The organism is Streptomyces sp. NPDC088246 (assembly GCF_044741025.1).
GTDB lineage: Bacteria > Actinomycetota > Actinomycetes > Streptomycetales > Streptomycetaceae > Streptomyces.
Window position 1 is genome coordinate 24972 of the sequence record NZ_JBIURV010000008.1, and the last position, 17987, is coordinate 42958.

Genomic DNA, 17987 nt, shown 5'->3' on the forward strand with positions numbered 1-17987 from the left:
GGGGGAGGTTCCACTTGAGACGCACAGCAGTGCTCGGCTCGGCCGGCGCTCTGATCGCGGGCACGCTCATAGCGGGCGCGGTGACCGCACCGGCGGCCACTGCCGAAGGCCGTCACCACCAAGGTTCCGAGGCGCGTGGCGTTCAGGTCGCCGCGGCACGGGCGGCCAGGTCCGGCATCGACTGGAAGGACTGTCCGGCCGACTGGGCCATAGCCAAGCCGATCCAGTGCGGCTGGGTGACGGTGCCGCTCGACTACGCCAGGCCCGACGGCAAGCAGATCAAGCTCGCCGTCGACCGGCACGTCAGCACCGGCACGAAGGACGAACGACAGGGCGCCCTGCTCTACAACCCGGGCGGCCCCGGCGGTTCGGGCATGGCGTTCCCGAAGCGCATCATCAACAAGACCGCGATCTGGGCGAACGCGGCGAAGGCCTACGACTTTGTGGGCTTCGACCCTCGGGGCGTCGGCCACTCCGCGCCGATCTCCTGCATCGACCCCCAGGAGTACGTCAAGGCCCCCAAGGCCGACCCCGTACCCGACTCCGAGGCCGACAAGCGCGCCCAGCGCAAGCTCGCCGCCGAATACGCGGACGGCTGCGCCGAACGCAGCGGCGACATGCTGCCGCACATGACCACGCCGAACACGGCACGCGACCTGGATGTCATCCGCGCCGCCCTGGGTGAGAAGCAGCTCAACTTCCTGGGCGTCTCCTACGGCACCTATCTGGGCGCGGTCTACGGCACGCTCTTCCCGACCCATGTCCGCCGCATGGTCGTCGACAGTGTCGTCAACCCGGCGAAGGACAACATCTGGTACCAGGCCAACCTCAACCAGGACATCGCCTTCCAGGGGCGTTGGGACGACTGGAAGGCATGGGTCGCCGAGAACGACTCCGCCTTCCACATCGGCGACACCCCCGAGAAGGTCGAGCAGGCGTGGCTGGAGCTGCGCGCTGCCGCGAAGAAGAACCCGATCGGCGGCGTCGTCGGCCCCGCCGAGCTCATCGGCTTCTTCCAGAGCGCGCCCTACTACGACTCCAGTTGGGCACGCGTCGCCCGGACCTGGAGCGACTACCTGGGCGGCGACACCCAGGCGCTGGTCAAGGCCGCCGGACCGACCATGTCGGACATCGCGGGGAACATCTCCTCGGAGAACGGCAACGCCGTGTACACGGCTGTCGAGTGCGCGGACGCCAAGTGGCCCACCAGCTGGCAGAAGTGGGACCGCGACAACAGCCGGCTGCACAAGGACTACCCGTTCATGACCTGGGCCAACGCCTGGATGAACCTGCCCTGTGCGACCTGGTCGGCGAAGCAGCAGACCCCGCTGAACGTGAAGACCGGCAAGGGCCTGCCGCCGGTGCTGATCGTGCAGTCCACGCGTGACGCCGCGACCCCGTACGAAGGCGCCGTCGAACTGCACAAGCGCTTCAAGGGCTCGCGCCTCATCACGGAGCGGGACGCCGGTTCGCACGGTGTCACCGGCCAGGTCAACCCCTGCATCAACGAGCGGGTGGACACCTACCTGCTCACCGGCAGGACCGACCGCAGCGACGTGACGTGCGCCCCGCACGCCACACCCAAGCCGTAACGGTCACACCTCACGGGCACGGGCGGCCGGTGGCTTCGAACCACCGGCCGCCCGTGCCCGCGTACGGGCTCCGCCTCACGCCTTGCGGTCGTACGTCTCCAGCCAGGCGTCCTCCGCCGCGTAGTCGAAGAGCTTCTTCCCGTATGCCCGCAGCATGAGGGGAAAGGCATCCGTCCAGTCGTTGCCCTCCAGTTGCGCGCCGATCCACTCGACCGTTTCCGGAAGCGACTCCTCGTAGCCCGTCACCGGCCGGTACCCGAGTTCCCGCTCGGCGGCCGTCATGTCGTACACGATGGGATGGGCGGCGCTCCAGGGCGTCGAGCCGACGCCGTCGTCCCCGGGTGCGCCGGCCATCAGCAGGGTCTCGGTCCTCCGGCCGAGTACCGCGTCGACGGCCTCGCCGATCTCCGCGACCGTCGGCGCCTGCGGATCCCCGGCATTGAGCACCCGCGAACCGGGCCGCCCGGCGGCGAGCCGGATCAGCTCGGCCAGGTTGGATACATGGACCGGGTGGAAACGGGACGTCCCGCCGTACGAGAGCACCCGCCGCCCCCGGCCGTCCAGGAGCCGCTTCACGAAGTACAGCTCTCGGGGCGAGCGGCAGTACGCCCCGTGAATCGCCCCCGCACGCAACAGCGTCACCGGCAGCATGTCCCCCGCCGCGAGCAGGACCTGCTCCAGCTGTATCTTCCGCGTCCCGTACGTGGCACCGCCGGCCGGCACGGTGCGTTGAGTCTCCGGGATCGGCACGGGGTATCGCGGAGCTCCGTCGGGCTCGCCCTGTGTGTCGAAGCTGCGACCCTGATCGTCCTCGTACACCGCACCGCTGGAGATGACCACCGCCGAACCGATCAGGTCGGTGAGGCCGGTCAGCTGCTGGGCGTGATCCGCGCCGTACGCGACCATGTCGACCAGTACGTCACAACCGTCACCCAGGGCCGCCGTCAGCGCCCCGTCCTCGTCCCGGTCGAGAACCGTCGTGCGCACCGCGCCGTCCCACCGCGCGTCCCGGCCGCCGCCGCGTGAAGCGGCCGTCACCTCCCAGCCGTCCTCGACGAGCGCCTGCACTGCCACTCGCCCGATCTGTCCCGTCGCTCCCAGAACCCATGCGTTTCCCCTGCTCATGAGAGGCACGCTAGGACCAGGCCGTCGCCCGGACCAGTGGAGTTCACCCGGCGCGGATTCGCCGTCAGCGTCGCAGCTTCGGGAACTTCTTCGACTGCCCTGCCCGCTCGGCCTGCGTGGCCTTCACCTTGGCCGCGTACTCGTCGACGTACTCCTGTCCCGAGAGGCCGAGAATCGCGTACATGATCTCGTCGGTGACCGCCCGGATCGCAGCCTTCTGATCCTCCAGACCTGCGTAGCGGGAGAAGTCCAGTGGCTCACCGAAGCGGATGGTGACCCGCTTGACGCGCGGGACGACCTGCCCCGGCGGCTGGATCTCGAACGTACCGACCATCGCGCACGGCACCACCGGCACCTGCGCCCTGATCGCCATCACGGCCACGCCGACCTTGCCCTTGTACAGCCGGCCGTCGTGCGAACGGGTCCCCTCCGGGTAGATCCCCAGCAGCTCGCCCCGGCTCAGCACCCCGAGCCCTTCGCGGATCGCCGCCTGCCCCGCGTCCTTGCCCGACCGGTCCACCGGAATCTGCCCGATGCTGTGGAAGAAGGCGGCGGTCAGCCGCCCCTTCACCCCCGGTCCGGTGAAGTACTCCGCCTTGGCGAGAAACGTGATGCGCCGTCTGAGGATGGCAGGCATCAGGAAATGATCGGAGAACGACAGATGGTTACCGGCGACGATGGCCGCGCCGTCCTCCGGGATGTGTTCCAGGCCCTCGATCCTGGGGCGGAAGAACAGCCGGAGAAGCGGCCCGAGGATGACGTATTTGAGCACGTAATAGAACACGGGGCGGCTCCTAGCTCTGCCGGATCGGCTCCAGGGCTGCATTCTGCCAGGTCAGCGGAGACCTGAGGGGAGGACAGCCTATGTGCAGCTGTCGTCCCGTGTAACCGTCTTCGGGCAGGTCGATGCCGACCCGGTGCCGACTTTACTGACAAGGTGTCAGGCCGGGGGCTCTCTGCGTCGGGGCGGGTGCGGGTCGGGGTCGGTCCGTCCATGTCTCGATGCGGCGACCAAAGTGCGCATGCAGGTCGAACAGTGCGAAGAACAACTTTTCCCTGGCGCGGAAGTTGGAGTAGAGCGCCCCGCACGTCAGCCCCGCGCGCTCACAGATCACCTCGAAGGAGGAGCCGTGGAAGCCGCGTTCGGTGAATGTCTCCTGAGCTGCCTCCAGCAGCCGCGCGGTCGTCTGCGGCCGGCGCTTCGTGGGCCCCTTCGGCAAGTTGTTCCTCCCCGGCCGTTGACACCTCTGCGTGGCCCGCCTCACGATCGCTGGACACGGGATCACGGGGAAAACGGATGATGTTTGCACTCATGGTCGGAGCAGCTGTCACGGGCTTCGGAATCTGCCTCCTGACGAACTTCAGAAACCTCGCAGATCGGCTCTTCGACTACTACTCCTCCACCGGGGTCACGATGGGAAGCGCTACGGCCGGGACGCTTCGCTTCATCGGCGGAGGAGCCGCGCTTATCGGCCTCTTCTGGATCGCAACCGCCGTGACTGAGATCTTCTAGCCCGCTTCCCGCGCCACGAGACGGCGGTGGCGGATGAGTGCCGCGGCTATGCCGACGAAGGCAAGGAAGTGTTCGGGCTTGCGTTCGTAGCGGCGGTGGATGTGGCGCTCCACCTTCTCTGGGGGCAGTTCGAGGAGGAGGGCCGGGTGTTCGGGGTTGGTGGCGCTGATCTGCAGAGTCATGCGGTCACAGTCCCTGGGCAGCGCGTCGGGCCGATGGATGGGTTCCGTTTCACGGTGAGGGGACCCCCGAGGAGCCGTGCGGGTCAAGCCTTGGCGTCTCGACCCGCACCACTGTGTCTGCGCTGTCCCCGTCAGGGTCCCGCCGCCCGCGGTCAGTCCTTCAGATGCTCCAGGATCCGGTGCATCCCGCTGTTCCAGTTCTCCTTGAGCGCCGCGACGGCCGCGTCGAGGTCGCCGCGCTGCAGGCACTCGGCGATCCGCTCGTGCTCCACCGCCGAACGCTCCAGGATGTCCTGGTCGCCCAGGGCCACCCGCTCGTAGCGGTGCATCGTCACCTTCAGAGAGGTGATCAGCTTCATCAGGCGGCTGTTCGTGCAGCCGGACAGGAGCAGGTCGTGCCACGCGTCGTCGTAACGCTCTATGACGTCGTGCGGCGCCTGCGGGGCCGAGAACGCGCGCGCCTCCTCGAGCAGCCGGGGAGCCGTCGCCGCCAGATACTCGGGGTCGCTGGACTCCAGGGCCAGCGCCTCCAGCGTCGCGACGATCGCGGACAGGTCACGGAACTCCTGCGCGCTGAGCGGCGTGAAGCGGAAGCCCTTGCCGCGCTCGCTGGTGATGACGCCCTCGCGCTCCAGCGTGATCAGTGCCTCGCGCAGCGGAGTGCGGCTGACGCCGAGTTCGGTGGCCAGCTGCCCCTCGTTGATCGGCTCGCTGGTTGCGATCGTGCCGCGCCCGAGGCGCTTGATCAGTTCCTCCTTGACCTGTTCGCGCAGCGGGCGGTTTTCGATTGGCATGTGAGGCTGCCCTCCCCTTCGGTCCGGTCGATTATCCGCTACCGGCGGGTCACGCGGTACCGGCGCCGTCGACCGGGATGATCGCCCCGCTCAGGAACGCCGAGGCGTCGGAGGCCAGGAACGCCACGGTCTGGGCGATGTCGCGGGGCTGCCCGATCCGGCCCAGCGGCCGGTCGGCGGCGTCGGCGTAGAACGCGTCGGAGCTCTCGCCGAGCTGGCGGGCCTCCTCGGCGAGCATCCCGGTCGCCGTGTCACCGGGGCAGACACAGTTGACGCGGATGTTGTCGGGGCCGTGGTCGATGGCCATGGCGCGGGTCATGTTGACGACGGCGCCCTTCGACGCGCAGTACGAGACAGCCCGGCCGCCGCCGCGGATGCCCCATCCGGAGCCGGTGTTGATGACGGAGCCGCCGCCCCGGGCAGCCATCCCCGGGATCACGAGGCGGCTCATCAGCATCACCGAGCGGATGTTCACGGCCATCACCAGGTCCCAGTCGTCCTCGGTGATCTCGCAGACCGTGGAGCGGCGGATGATGCCGGCGTTGTTGAAGAGGACGTCCACGCCGCCGAACTGCTCCTGCGCCGTGTGTACGACGGCCTCGCAGTCCTCGCGCCGTGACACGTCGCAGCGTACGAAGGTCCCTCCCGTGTCCTTCGCGGTGCGTTCGCCGCCGTCCGTGTCGATGTCGGCGATCACCACGCGGGCGCCGAGCTCCGCGAGGACCTGGGCGGTGGCGCGGCCGATTCCGGCTCCGCCGCCGGTCACGATGGCACGCTTGCCGTCAAGGGAGATCATCTTTGGCTCCTTCTGGGTGTGATGGGAGGCATGAGGGGTCATCCGGCCAGGCGGTACAGCGATGTGCGCCGCCTGCCGGTGATGACGGGCAGATGGCCAGACAGCTCCGCGTTGAGTGCGTCGTCGCCGGTGTCGAGGAGAAGAGGGCGGCCGCCGAGCGCGGCCAGTTTCTGTTCCGTGCACAGCACGAGCAGGCGCTCGCGGCCGCCTGCCGCGCGCAGGACGCGCGGCGAGATCTGCTGGTTGCCGCGGCCGAGAAGGAAGCCCTGGCCGCCGATGGGGGAGAGGGCGATCCAGGCCGGGCCGATGGAGAGGAGAGTGTCCTCGCCCGCGTCGCGGGCCACGATTCGCGGCCGGTGGCCGGGCCGCAGGCGGAGCACGTCGACGCCCGTGAGGGAGACGTCCGCGCCGAGCGTCGCCGCGACCGCCCGCGTGGTGCTGCCGGGGCCGAGCACGAGCAGCCCGTCCCCGACGCGCTCGGCGACGTCGGTCGCGATGCCGCCGACCGCATCGGGCGCGGTAGCGGTGCTGCCGGTCTTGCGCTGCTGTACGCGGGCCGGTACATCGGGAACGGGCAGCCACCCGAAGAGCTGTGAGGCGACGCGACCCTCGCTCAGGGCGTTTTCGTCGCGGTCCATCACCTCGGCGTCCCGCAGCCGAACAGTGCTCCTGCGGGCGAGCCACGCCGCCGCGACCTCACCCGCGGCGCGCGGGCTGATGGCGAAGACGGCCGAATGCATCTTCACGCCGGTCGGTATGCCGAGGACCGGGCAGGGCATGTCGCGGAGGGCGCCGAGCACGTCCCGCGCGGTGCCGTCGCCGCCGGCGAAGAGCAGGAGGTCGACGCCCTCGGCGACGACGGCCCGCACCGCGGCGGCCGTGTCCGCGGCCGAGGTGTCCCGCCCGGCCCCGGCGGCGTACACGACCCGCCCCGCAAGCCCTGCGGCGGCGACGGAGTCAGCGCCCAGGGGACCGGCGGCGGTCACGACGAGGAGTCCGGAGCCCGGCGGGTGACCGACCGGAGCGATGGCCGCCGCCCCGGCCTTCGTGTCGCTGAGTGCGTTCGGCGCGGGATCCCCGGTGGCGTCGGCCCGGCGGCCGGGCACGGGGTGTGGCGTGCGCTCCCGCATGGTTGCGGGGGCGTGCCCCGGGCTCTCCGACGCATCGGGTTGCCCATCCGGCGCGGCGGCCGTCGGAGCGGCGCCCGCCTGTGTGCGCCGGCTGGGCGCGGGGCGCGCCGCCGCTGTCGACTCGCTGCCCCGCCCCTCCCACGCAGGACGGCCGGCCTCTGTCAACCGGCCCGAACGCGCCGCCAGTTCACCCAAGGCCGCAGCGGCACGCGCCCCCGCCAAGGGGCGTGCGCCCAGCGAGAGTGCCGCGCGGGCCCGGTCCGGGCCGTCGGTACCGCCCAGGCCCACCCGGCCGCCGAGGCCGGCGACCGGGTTGACCACCAGGCCGATCCTCGTCACCGGCCGGCCTCACCGAGCACCTTGCGGCGGTAGGCGCGCCAGGAGACCGCCCAGGTCGCCGGGGAGTCCAGGGCTTCCGGGCGGACCCGGTGGATGGTCGAGCGATGCGGCGCCGTGCGTACGGTCTCCGGGTCCTCGTACGCCTCGCGGGCGATCTCCGCGAGGATCGCCGCGTACTCGTCGAGGTCGGCGCGCGTGTATGACTCGGTCGGCTCCAGCGTCATGGGTTCCGGCACGACGTACGGGTGGTGGCTGGTCCAGTAGTGCGTACCGAAGTCCGCGGCACGCAGGCCGATGTCCTCGGAGTGCAGGCCGGTGTCCTCGTGGAGCTTCTCCCAGCTGTAGCGGACCTGCTCGACGCGCGGGCGTCCCGCCGCGTAGGGGATGGAGACGCCCGGGATCTGCCGGACCTTGTGGAGCAGGTAGTTGTTGTTGAGGACGGCCGTCTCGGCTGCGGCCCGCAGGCCCTGTGCGCCGAGCGACATGATCCAGGCGTAGGCGCGGACCAGGTTCGGCACGACGCCGTAGAACGGCCGCATCTTGCCGACCGACTCGGGCCGGTCGTCGTCCAGCCGGTACGTCGAACCGTCGAACTCGACGGTGGGGCGCGGCAGATACGGGGCGAGGTCCTCGGAGACCGCGCACGCACCCGCCGCCGGACCGCCGCACGCATGCGGCGTGGAGAACGTCTTGTGCAGATTGAAGTGGCACAGGTCGAAGCCCGCGTCCCGGGCGCGCGTGATGCCGAGGATGCCGTTCGCGTTGGCCTGGTCGTACGAGCACAGACCGCCCGCTTCGTGCACGATCCGTACGAACTCCTCGATGCGCGGGTTGTAGATGCCCGTGTCCTCGGGGTTCGTGATGAGGAGCGCCGCAGTGCGCGGGCCGACCGCCGCCTTGAGGGCCTCGATGTCCGGGTAGCCGTCCGCGTCCGGGTGGAGCGTGATGACCTTGAAGCCCGCCGTCTTCGCGCAAGCCGCGTTCGACGGGTGGGAGAAGATCGTCGTGATGACCTCGTCGCGCTGCTCCAGCTCGCCGCGCGCGGCGAAGTAGGCGCGGATCATGGCGACGTTCGTGTAGATCGCGGCGGAGCCGGCGCCCGGCTGGAGCGAGACCCGGTCCATGCCGGAGATCTCCTTCAGGAGCTGCTCCAGGCTGTGGATGATCCCGAGGACGCCCTGGACCGTGTCCTCGTCCTGGAGGGGGTGCAGCGCCGCGATCCGCGGGTCACGGACGAACTGGTCGTTGACCTTGGGGCTGTACTTCATGGTGCAGGTGCCCTGGCCGACGTCGATGTTGAGATCGGCGCCCAGATTCTCCTGCGACAGGCGCAAGTAGTGGCGCAGAACCTGTTGTTGGGACATCTCCGGCAGTGCGGGCGGCTCGGCGCGGCGCAGCGTGGCGGGAATCTCGGCCTTCCCGATGGACGGGTCCGTGGCCGGTACGAGGACGCCTCGCTCGCCCGGGGAACCGAGCTCGAAGATCAGCTTCTCGTCCCAGGAGGCCTGCTGGAAACGGCGCAGGCGCGGCTTGTCGGCGATGCGCGCCTCCTCGGGGGAGACGGACACGGGCGCGTGCGGGGCGGTCACTTGACGATCTCCTCCAGGGTTGCGGCCAGCCGGTCGATGTCGGCCTTGGTGTGGACTTCGGTGACGCAGTACGCGGCCTCGTGCTCGCCGGTCGCAACGCCGCCGAAGATGCCCCGCTCCTTCAGGCCGGCGCGGATCTCGGCGGCGGTCCTGCCGCCCGTGTAGCGGATGGTGAAGTCGGCGAAGTGCAGGGCGTCGCCGTACGGGACCTCGATGCCGGGTACCTCGGCGAGGCGCCTGCGGGCGTACGCGGTGAGCGCGAGGATCGTGTCGCCGATCTCCCGCATGCCCTGTGGTCCCATCAGCGCGAGATAGACCCCGGCGCCGATACCGTGCAGCGCGGCGGCTGTGCCGACCCACTCCTTGCCCTCCTCGCGCAGCGCGAACGAGGTCCGCTCGTAGGCGACGTCGCCGAAGCCGTACTCGCCCTCGACGGTCGTCGGCACGAGGCCGAACAGGCGTGACGGGTACTCGGCGACCAGCGTCTCCTCGTCGCGTGTGGCGATGAAGCCCGCGTTGCCGCCGCCGAAGCTCTGGTGGAGGCCGAGCGGCTGGATGTCACCGCACGCGATGTCGGCGCCGTACGCGGAGGGCGGTGCGAGCACGCCGAGCGTGAGCGGATTGCAGCCCACGACGAACAACGCCCCCGCTTCGTGGGCGAGTTCGGCGAGGCGGGGCAGCGCCTCGTCGACGATGCCGAGTGCGGAGGGCGTGTCCGCGTACACCGCCGCCGTGTCGCCGGCGGCGAGTGCTTCACGCACCGCGTCGAGGTCGGCGCAGCCGGTGTCCGGGCCGACCGGGACCACCGTCACGTCGTGGTCGGGGCGTACGTAGTCACGTATGCGGGAGAGCTTGTCGGCGTCGATCGCGGTGGCGACGAGCACGCGGCGACGGCCCGTGATCCGGCCGGCCATGCGCAGGGCGGTTCCCGCGGCCTGGAAGCCGTCGTACACCGGGACGTTGACGATCTCGACGTCGAGCAGCTCGGCCATCATCGACTGGTACTCCCACAGCGCCTGGAAGCGGCCGTGGTCCTCGTAGGGCTCGCCCGCGTACGCCGTGAGGAACTCGCTGCGGTTGACCACCTCGTCCACGACCGCCGGTACGTGGTGCTGATAGCAGCCGGAGCCGAGAAAGCTGAGCGCCTGCCGGGTCGAGGTGTTGCGGCCGAGCAACTCCTCCATATGGCGGGTGAGTTCGGCTTCCGAACGCAGGGGGGGCGGCAGGTCGAGGGGGCGGTGCAGCCGGATGCCGTCCGGGATGTCGGCGTAGAAGTCCTCGACGCTCGCCGCGCCGATCTCCTCGAGCATCGCCTGCCGCACGGCCGGGACCGCATTCGGGATGTAGGGGTGGGTGTAGGGGTGGACGGAGTCCTGGGATGACGTCATGCCGCGCCTTTCGCGTGAGCCGACTCGGTCAGGTCAGTCATGAACCACAGCAACAAAAGTCTTTGGCTGTACACCTCTTGACGGCGGGCTCCGTCATTCAGTGTTCTGAATACAGCATTAGGCATTCAGGCTCCAGGAGGCAAGAGTGTCAACAAGACCCACCCGACGGGTCGTTCTGGTCACAGGTCTCGCGACCGCGGCATCGTCACTGGTCAGCGGATGTGCCATGGGCGGCGCGGGAGGCGGAGACGCCCGTGACATCGGCGGCGGGAAGGATGACGAAGGGGGCAAGGTCAGCGGGAAGATCACCGTCTGGTCGTGGGACGTGGCCGCCAAGGCCATGAAGCGCTTCGCCCGCACCTTCGAGGAGCGCCACCCCGGCACCACCGTCGACGTCGTCGACATCGGCTACGACAATGCCTACGACAAGATCACCGTGGGCCTGCGCGGCGGCTCGGGCCTCGCCGACGTCCTCACGGTCGAGGGCAGCCACATGCCGCGCTACATAGGCAACTTCCCCAGCGGCTTCTACGACCTGACGAGCCTCGGCGGCCGCTACGGGGGCGACTTCGACCGCGCCGCGTGGCGTACCGTCGCCGGCAAGGACGGCGCGGTCTTCGCCCTGCCCTGGGACATCGGCCCCTGCGCGCTCTACTACCGCACGGACCACTTCCGCGCCGCCGGAGTCGACCCCAAGTCGCTGCTGACCTGGGACGACTACGTGGCGGCGGGCGTCCGCATCAAGAAGGCCACCGGCCGCAAGCTGCTCATCATGGACTCCTCGAACACGGACGCCGGGATCCTGCCGATGCTGCTCCAGCAGCAGGGCCAGTCCTACTTCAAGGGCGGCCGGGTCGCGGTCGACACCCCGGAGGCCGTCAAGGCCCTGACGCTGATGAAGACCCTGCACGACAAGGGTCTCGTCGACTACGAGAAGGGCTGGGACGGGCTCGTCACCGGAACCAAGGAGGGCAAGGCCACCACCACGCCCACCGCCGCCTGGTGGACGGGCACCCTCACCGACGAGATGCCGGAGCTGAAGGGGAAGTTCTCGGTGGTGCCGCTGCCCGGATTCACCGCCGACGGCATCCGCACCTCGAACATCGGCGGCTCCACGCTCTGCGTCCCAGGGCAGAGCAAGAACCCCCGTCTGGCCTGGGCGTTCATCCAGTTCCTGCTCACCGGCAAGGCGAACCAGGTCTCCATGCTCAAGCGCGAGGGCCTGTTCCCCGCCTATCTGCCCGCGCTCGACGACCCCTATCTGGGCGCGAAGCAGGAGTACTTCGGCGGACAGGCGGCCCTCGACGTGTTCGCCCGGCTCGCCCGCAACATCCCGCCGGTCGAGAACAACAAGGACGACGCGAAGGCCACCGACATCATGATCTCCGCCGTCACCGGCGTGATGCTCCGGGGCAAGGACCCGCGCGCCGCCCTGAACTCGGCCGCGCGGCAGCTCGCCACGGCCACCGGCCGCGAAAGGGTGAAGTAACCCGATGGCCACCCACACCACCTACGACCGGCCGGTCGCCCCCGCCCGTGCCCCGGCCGGGGCACGCCGCAGGCGCCGACGCCCCACCGCCTGGATCTTCGCCGGACCCGCAGCCGCCCTTTTCGCGCTCTTCTTCGCCTATCCGCTGGGCGCCAGCCTCCTGCAGAGCTTCACCACCGAGGACGCCGGCGCCACCCACTGGGTCGGACTCGACCAGTACCGGCGCATGATCCACGACCCCGCGTTCCTGGAGTCCCTGTTCAACACCGGGATCATCCTCGCCGTGCAGGTCCCCGTGATGATCGGCCTGGCACTCGTCCTCGCCGTCCTTCTCAACCAGTCCTGGCTGCGCTTCCGAGGCACCTGGCGAGCGGTCTACTTCCTGCCCGCCGTCACCACACTCGTCGCGTACGCCGTCGTCTTCCAGGTCCTCCTCAAGACCGACGGCGGCCTCGTCAACCAGATACTCGGCGCCGTCGGCATCGGCCAGGTCGACTGGCTCAACAGCCCCACCTGGGCCCGCGTATCGCTGATCGCGTCCCTGACCTGGCGATGGACCGGCTACAACGCCGTCATCCTGCTCGCCGGACTCCAGTCCATCGGCAAGGAGCAGTACGAGGCCGCCTCCATCGACGGCGCCACCACCCGCTCCACGTACACCCGCGTGATCCTGCCGCAGCTGCGCCCGGTCGTCCTGTTCTGCGTGATCACCTCCACCATCGGGACACTCCAGCTCTTCGACGAGAACTACGTCCTCACCCGCGGCGGCCCCGACGACGCGACCCTCACCCCGGTCGTCTACCTCTACAAAGTCGGCTTCCAGCAGCTCGACTTCGGCTACGCCGCGGCCATCGCCTGGGTCGTCGTGGCCCTCATCGCCGCGATCTCCGCCCTCCAGTACGTCGCCTTCGGAAGGGAGCGCCGCCGGTGACCGCCCGCCAGCAGGCCCCCGTACGTGTCCACCCGGCCCGGCGCGCCGGCCGCTACGCCGTACGCCTGTTCCTCTCGGCCGGTGCCGTCGTCAGCCTGGTGCCGTTCCTCTGGATGGCGATCGCCGCGACGCACTCCACGTCTGACCTGTTCCGCTCGCCGCCGCCGTTCCTGCCCGGCGGCCGTCTGCTCGACAACCTCGCGCGGCTCCAGGACACCATCGGCTTCGGGAGGGTCCTCCTCAACAGCGCCGGCATCGCCGTCGTGCACACCGTGCTCAGCTCGCTGATCTCCGCCATGTGCGGCTACGGGCTCGCCAAGTACCGCTTCCGCGGCCGGGGTCTGCTGCTCGGCGCCGTGCTCGCCACGATGATGATCCCGTTCCAGGTGCTGCTCGTGCCGCTGTTCCAGATGATGGCGAGCGTCGGCTGGATCGACTCCTACCAAGCGGTCGTCCTGCCCTTCCTGGCGAACTCCTTCGGCATCCTGCTGATGCGGCAGGGCTTCGTCGACTTCCCCGACGAACTCCTCGAATCGGCCCGTATCGACGGCTCCGGCGAGCTGCGCACCTTCTACCAAGTCGTGCTGCCGTGCGTGCGCCCGCAGCTCGGCGCCCTGGTCATCTTCACGTTCATGGCGCAGTGGAACAGCTTCATCTGGCCGCTGCTCATGCTCAACTCCGAGGACAAATACACCGTGCCCGTCGCGCTCAACACCCTCACCGGGCTCTCCCATGTCGACTACTCGGGACTGATGCTCGGCTCACTCCTCGCCACCCTCCCGCTGATGGCCCTCTTCCTTCTCTTCCAGCGGCAGTTCGTGGCCGGACTCCTCGGCGGGGCGGTGAAGGGATGAGCCGCCTGACCCGAGTCCCGGGGGTCCTCTACGGCGGTGACTACAACCCCGAACAGTGGCCCGAGGACGTCTGGGCCGAGGACGCCAGGCTGATGCACGAGGCCGGCGTCACGATGGTGACCGTCGGCGTATTCTCCTGGGTACGCCTCCAACCCGGCCCGGACACGTGGGACTTCGCCTGGTTCGACCGGCTCCTCGACCTGCTGCACGCCCATGGCATCGCCGTCGACCTGGCCACCGCGACCGCGTCACCGCCCGCGTGGCTGGTCCGCGCCCACCCCGGGATCCTGCCGGTCACGGCCGACGGCGTACGCCTCGAATTCGGCTCGCGTCAGCACTACTGTCCGTCCTCCCCCGAGTACCGCTCCGCTGCCCTCCGCCTCACCCGAGCCCTCGCCGAACGCTACGCACACCATCCGGCCCTCGCTCTGTGGCACATCCACAACGAGTACGGCGACCATGTCACCGAGTGCTTCTGCGCACGTTCCGCCGACCACTTCCGCGCCTGGCTAACCGACCGGTACGGCACCATCGACGGCCTCAACCACGCCTGGGGCACGGCCTTCTGGTCGCAGCACTACGGCACGTACGACGAGATCGAACCGCCGCGCACCGCTCCGGGACCCGTCAACCCGACACAACTCCTGGACTGGCGGCGCTTCTGCTCCGACGCCCTCCTCGAATGCCACCGCGCCGAGCGCGAGGCACTCAGGGAACTCAGCCCGGACATCCCGGCCACCACCAACTTCATGTCGATGTTCAAGGCACTCGACTACTGGAAGTGGGCCGGGCACGAGGACCTCGTCTCCGACGACGCCTACCCCGACCCCGCCGACCCGCGCGCCCACGTCAACGCCTCCCTCAACTACGACCTGATGCGCTCCCTCAAGGGCGGCCGGCCCTGGCTGCTCCTCGAACAGGCGCCGTCCGCCGTCAGCTGGCGACCGGTCAACGTCCCCAAGAAGCCCGGCCTGCAACGGCTCTGGTCCCTCCAGGCCCTGGCCCGCGGCGCCGACGGCATCATGTACTTCCAGTGGCGCGCCTCCCGCGCCGGCGCCGAGAAGTACCACAGCGCGCTGCTCCCGCACCGCGGCACGGTCTCCCGCGGCTGGCACGAGACCGTGCGCTTCGGCGCCGAACTCGCCCGGCTCGGCGAAGTCACCGGCGCCACCACCCGGGCCGACGTGGCGATAGTCCTGGACTGGGACTCCTGGTGGGCCCTCGAGGCCGACGACCACCCCTCCGCCCGCATGCGCTGGCCCGACCTCCTGCGCCCCTGGTACGCGGCTCTCCACGCCCGCGCCGTCACCGCCGACTTCGTGCCCCCGCACGCGGACCTCGACTGCTACCGGGCGGTGCTCACGCCCAACCTCCACCTTCTGCGGCCCGAGAACGCCGCACGCATCGCCGCGTACGTACGCGGCGGCGGCCACCTCGTGTGCGGCCCCTTCAGCGGCGTCGTCGACGGCCACGACCACATCCACGACGGCGGCGCACCGGGACCGCTGCGGGACGTACTCGGCGTGTCCGTCGACGAGTTCTGGCCGATCCCCGACGGTGAGGCGGTGCGCCTCGACTCCGGTGCCGAGGCCACCCGGTGGAGCGAGTGGATCGAACCCGATGCCCTGGACACCGAGGTCGTCGACTCGTACGCGTCCGGAGAACTGACCGGCCGCCCCGCCGTCACCCGCCATCCGCACGGCTCCGGCACCGCGTGGTACGTGAGTGCCCACCTCGGCGACGGCATCGCAGCCGTGCTCGAGGACGTGCTGCGGGCAGCGGGCGTACGCCCCGTGCTCGACGTCCCCGAGGGAGTCGAGGCGACCGTGCGCTCCGGCACGCAGGGCACGTACCTCTTCGTCCTCAACCACAGTGACCACGACACTCGGACGCAACTGACCGGCCCCTACGCGGCCGGCGGCACCGACCTGCTCACCGGAACCGCCGTCCGCGACCACATCCGACTCGGCCCGCTCGGCGCCGCAGTCCTGCGCATCGCCACCGACCCCCTTGGAGAGACCGACCAGTGACCAGACACCGGCCCCTGCGCGCCCTGACCGCACTCCTCCTCGCCGGCGGTGCCCTCGCCGTACCGCAGACGGCCTCCGCCCATCCGCACCCGAAGCCGCCCTCCTCCTACGCCGACGTCCTCGACCTGCACGGCACCCCCGCTGCCGCCGAGCCGGGCGACGACGAGGACAACAACCCCGTCACCGTCTTCGCCGACCGGGGAGCCTGGCACGCCTACGCCCTGCCGAAGGCCGGCGACAAGGACGCCTACGGAGGCTTCTCCGGGCCCCTCTACATCGCACAGGAATACCCCTGGTGGCTCAGCAAGTCCTTCAGCCGCATCCGCCTCACCGAACACGGCCGCACCCTGGACCTGGCCGGGGGAGGCGCGCCACGCTTCACCTCGCTCCCGGGCCGGCTCCTCCAGTCGTACGACCTCGGCCGCGGCCTGCGCCTCACCCTCGAACTCCGCTTCGCCACCGACCGCAGCGCCCTGGTGCGGGCCGAGGTCCGCAACACCGGCCCGGCGCCCCGCACGCTGGGTGCCGACTGGACGGGCAGCCTGTTGCGGCCCGCCGGCCGGCCGATGCGCGACGCGCCCTCGCTGACCGCCACCGGCTCCGGTGCCGGCGTCGGCTTCGCGAAGGTCCGTGAGACCTGGGACTACCTGACCGACGGCACGGAACGCTTCGACGTCACGCACAAGGAAGCCGTCCGCACGACGGTGGACGGCGACACGTACCGCACCGAGGCCGTGGAACCGGTGATCCTCGCGCCGGGCCGCTCGCACAGCTTCGACTGGACCGAGTCCTACACCTTCACCGCCGCCGAGCGCGCGAAGGAGAAGGCGAAGATCCGTGACGTACTCGCACACCCCGATGCCGTCGTCTCGGCCTCCGACGCGCGCTGGCGGGGCTATGTCGCCGGGGTGACCCGGGGCGTGCCGGCGGATCGCCGGCGCACGGCCGTCAAGTCGCTGGAGACCCTCGTCACCAACTGGCGAGGCGCGGCAGGGCAGATCAAACACGACGGCATCACGCCGTCGATCTCCTACAAGTGGTTCACCGGTGGTATCTGGGCATGGGACACCTGGAAGCAGGCTGTGGGCACGGCACGCTTCGCGCCCGACCTGGCCGAGTCGCAGATCCGCGCCATGTTCGACTGGCAGACAAGCCCGGACTCCACGACCCGTCCGCAGGACGCCGGGATGATCCCCGACGTCATCTTCTACAACGACCCCTCGCGCGGCGGGGGCAACTGGAACGAGCGCAACTCCAAGCCCCCGCTGGCCGCCTGGGCGGTCTGGGAGGTGTACACGAAGAGCGGGGACAAGGCCTTCCTGCGTGAGATGTACCCGAAACTCGCCGCCTACCAGGCCTGGTGGTACCGCAACCGAGACCACGACCACGACGGCCTCGCCGAGTACGGCGCCACCGTCGACCCCGCCAACAACTCGCCCGAGGAGCGGCGCCTGGCCGCGGCCTGGGAGAGCGGCATGGACAACGCGCCCCGCTTCGACGCCGCCCTCGGCACCGGCATCGTCGCCAACCGAGCGGCCGACGGAACACTCCTCGGCTACTCCCTCGACCAGGAGTCCGTCGACCTTAACTCCTATCTCGCCGCTGACCAGGGCTACTTGGCGCGCATCGCGGGCACGCTGGGCCGCGGCGCCGAAGCCAAGCGGTGGAAGCAGCGGTCCGCCGCCACGTCCGCCGCCGTCCGCACGAGGATGTACGACTCCGTGGGCGGCTGGTTCCACGACACCGCGCTCGGCACCGGCGCACCGCTCACGGCCCGCGGACGCGGCATCGAGGGCGCCGTCCCCCTGTGGACCGGGACTGCGTCCGAGGCACAGGCCCGTGCCGTGCGCGACAAGCTGACGGACCCGGGGGAGTTCGCCACCACCGTGCCGTTCTCGACCGTGGCGAAGAGCTCCCCCTACTTCTCACCGACCGCGTACTGGCGCGGCCCCGTCTGGCTCGACCAGGCATACTTCGCCCTCGGCGGCCTGCGCCGCTACGGCTACGCCAAGGATGCGGACGCTCTGACGGACCAGCTCCTCACCCACGCGTCGGGCCTCGCGGGCAACGGACCGATCATGGAGAACTACGACCCGACCACCGGGGCACCGCTCAACTCGCCCAACTTCAGCTGGTCCGCGGCGCTGCTGCTGCCGATGCTGACAAGAGAGCAGTAGGAGGCAGGCGGCCACCGTCCGCACGGGGCGCCGCTCGGCGGGCGCCCCGGTGCGTGAG

The 17987-nt window shown here is 70.2% G+C and carries 16 protein-coding genes; 7 read left to right on the forward strand and 9 right to left on the reverse strand.

Annotation, left to right across the window (positions count from 1 at the left end):
* Nucleotides 1-14 precede the first annotated feature (14 nt).
* Nucleotides 15-1592, forward strand: a complete 1578-nt coding sequence (locus ACIPEK_RS13595; protein ID WP_401994793.1) for an alpha/beta hydrolase — start codon at nt 15-17, stop codon at nt 1590-1592.
* A gap of 75 nt (nt 1593-1667) precedes the next feature.
* Here the strand turns inward: ACIPEK_RS13595 and ACIPEK_RS13600 are convergent, their stop codons facing one another.
* The 3 genes from ACIPEK_RS13600 to ACIPEK_RS13610 form a co-directional block, all read right to left on the reverse strand.
* Nucleotides 1668-2717 (reverse strand): NAD-dependent epimerase/dehydratase family protein, encoded by a 1050-nt coding sequence (locus ACIPEK_RS13600; protein ID WP_401994796.1) that lies wholly within the window; start codon nt 2715-2717, stop codon nt 1668-1670.
* Nucleotides 2718-2781: 64 nt separating this feature from the next.
* Nucleotides 2782-3501 (reverse strand): lysophospholipid acyltransferase family protein, encoded by a 720-nt coding sequence (locus ACIPEK_RS13605; RefSeq protein WP_401994799.1) that lies wholly within the window; start codon nt 3499-3501, stop codon nt 2782-2784.
* A gap of 142 nt (nt 3502-3643) precedes the next feature.
* A complete protein-coding gene (locus ACIPEK_RS13610; protein WP_401994802.1) occupies nt 3644-3937 on the reverse strand; it encodes a TetR/AcrR family transcriptional regulator in 294 nt (97 codons plus the stop codon).
* Nucleotides 3938-4014: 77 nt separating this feature from the next.
* Here ACIPEK_RS13610 and ACIPEK_RS13615 point away from each other — a divergent pair, with 77 nt between their 5' ends.
* Nucleotides 4015-4230, forward strand: coding sequence for a hypothetical protein (locus ACIPEK_RS13615; protein ID WP_401994805.1), 216 nt, complete (start codon nt 4015-4017; stop codon nt 4228-4230).
* Here the strand turns inward: ACIPEK_RS13615 and ACIPEK_RS13620 are convergent.
* From ACIPEK_RS13620 to gcvPA, 6 genes are all read right to left on the reverse strand, one after another.
* Entirely contained in the window at nt 4227-4412 is a 186-nt protein-coding gene (locus tag ACIPEK_RS13620; RefSeq protein WP_401995263.1) for a hypothetical protein, read from the reverse strand. The two genes, ACIPEK_RS13615 and ACIPEK_RS13620, sit on opposite strands and share 4 nt — an antisense overlap.
* A gap of 152 nt (nt 4413-4564) precedes the next feature.
* Nucleotides 4565-5206, reverse strand: a complete 642-nt coding sequence (locus ACIPEK_RS13625) for a GntR family transcriptional regulator (RefSeq protein ID WP_383068567.1) — start codon at nt 5204-5206, stop codon at nt 4565-4567.
* A gap of 49 nt (nt 5207-5255) precedes the next feature.
* The gene (locus ACIPEK_RS13630; RefSeq protein WP_389604791.1) at nt 5256-6002 is read right to left on the reverse strand and encodes an SDR family NAD(P)-dependent oxidoreductase; all 747 of its coding nucleotides are present in this window, start codon (nt 6000-6002) and stop codon (nt 5256-5258) included.
* A gap of 38 nt (nt 6003-6040) precedes the next feature.
* Complete coding sequence (locus ACIPEK_RS13635) at nt 6041-7471, reverse strand: ATP-NAD kinase family protein (RefSeq protein ID WP_401994809.1); 1431 nt, start codon at nt 7469-7471, stop codon at nt 6041-6043.
* A complete protein-coding gene (gene gcvPB, locus ACIPEK_RS13640) occupies nt 7468-9060 on the reverse strand; it encodes an aminomethyl-transferring glycine dehydrogenase subunit GcvPB (protein ID WP_401994812.1) in 1593 nt (530 codons plus the stop codon). Before gcvPB ends, ACIPEK_RS13635 begins: the two co-directional genes overlap by 4 nt.
* The gene (gene gcvPA / locus ACIPEK_RS13645; RefSeq protein ID WP_401994815.1) at nt 9057-10448 is read right to left on the reverse strand and encodes an aminomethyl-transferring glycine dehydrogenase subunit GcvPA; all 1392 of its coding nucleotides are present in this window, start codon (nt 10446-10448) and stop codon (nt 9057-9059) included. Before gcvPA ends, gcvPB begins: the two co-directional genes overlap by 4 nt.
* Before the next feature lie 145 nt (nt 10449-10593).
* Between gcvPA and ACIPEK_RS13650 the strand changes: the two genes are divergently transcribed.
* From ACIPEK_RS13650 to ACIPEK_RS13670, 5 genes are read left to right on the forward strand one after another with little or no spacing between them, the layout of a single operon-like run.
* Nucleotides 10594-11937, forward strand: a complete 1344-nt coding sequence (locus tag ACIPEK_RS13650) for an ABC transporter substrate-binding protein (RefSeq protein ID WP_401994817.1) — start codon at nt 10594-10596, stop codon at nt 11935-11937.
* A 4-nt stretch (nt 11938-11941) separates the two neighbouring features.
* Nucleotides 11942-12868, forward strand: a complete 927-nt coding sequence (locus tag ACIPEK_RS13655) for a carbohydrate ABC transporter permease (protein ID WP_401994819.1) — start codon at nt 11942-11944, stop codon at nt 12866-12868.
* Complete coding sequence (locus tag ACIPEK_RS13660) at nt 12865-13722, forward strand: carbohydrate ABC transporter permease (RefSeq protein ID WP_401994822.1); 858 nt, start codon at nt 12865-12867, stop codon at nt 13720-13722. The genes ACIPEK_RS13655 and ACIPEK_RS13660 overlap by 4 nt, the downstream gene beginning before the upstream one ends.
* Nucleotides 13719-15752 carry a beta-galactosidase gene (locus ACIPEK_RS13665; protein ID WP_401994825.1) on the forward strand — a complete coding sequence of 678 codons (2034 nt, stop codon included), beginning with the start codon at nt 13719-13721 and terminating at the stop codon, nt 15750-15752. The genes ACIPEK_RS13660 and ACIPEK_RS13665 overlap by 4 nt, the downstream gene beginning before the upstream one ends.
* Nucleotides 15749-17929 (forward strand): MGH1-like glycoside hydrolase domain-containing protein, encoded by a 2181-nt coding sequence (locus ACIPEK_RS13670; protein WP_401994828.1) that lies wholly within the window; start codon nt 15749-15751, stop codon nt 17927-17929. Before ACIPEK_RS13665 ends, ACIPEK_RS13670 begins: the two co-directional genes overlap by 4 nt.
* Nucleotides 17930-17987 lie beyond the last annotated feature (58 nt).

What these genes read in the sequence shown, in the direction of transcription:
- ACIPEK_RS13600 (WP_401994796.1), bottom strand. Translation starts at nt 2,717, where the DNA reads ATGAGCAGGGGAAACGCATGGGTTCTGGGAGCGACGGGACAGATCGGG.
- ACIPEK_RS13615 (WP_401994805.1), top strand. Translation starts at nt 4,015, where the DNA reads ATGATGTTTGCACTCATGGTCGGAGCAGCTGTCACGGGCTTCGGAATC.
- ACIPEK_RS13620 (WP_401995263.1), bottom strand. Translation starts at nt 4,412, where the DNA reads ATGACTCTGCAGATCAGCGCCACCAACCCCGAACACCCGGCCCTCCTC.
- ACIPEK_RS13625 (WP_383068567.1), bottom strand. Translation starts at nt 5,206, where the DNA reads ATGCCAATCGAAAACCGCCCGCTGCGCGAACAGGTCAAGGAGGAACTG.
- ACIPEK_RS13630 (WP_389604791.1), bottom strand. Translation starts at nt 6,002, where the DNA reads ATGATCTCCCTTGACGGCAAGCGTGCCATCGTGACCGGCGGCGGAGCC.
- gcvPA (WP_401994815.1), bottom strand. Translation starts at nt 10,448, where the DNA reads ATGACGTCATCCCAGGACTCCGTCCACCCCTACACCCACCCCTACATC.
- ACIPEK_RS13655 (WP_401994819.1), top strand. Translation starts at nt 11,942, where the DNA reads ATGGCCACCCACACCACCTACGACCGGCCGGTCGCCCCCGCCCGTGCC.
- ACIPEK_RS13665 (WP_401994825.1), top strand. Translation starts at nt 13,719, where the DNA reads ATGAGCCGCCTGACCCGAGTCCCGGGGGTCCTCTACGGCGGTGACTAC.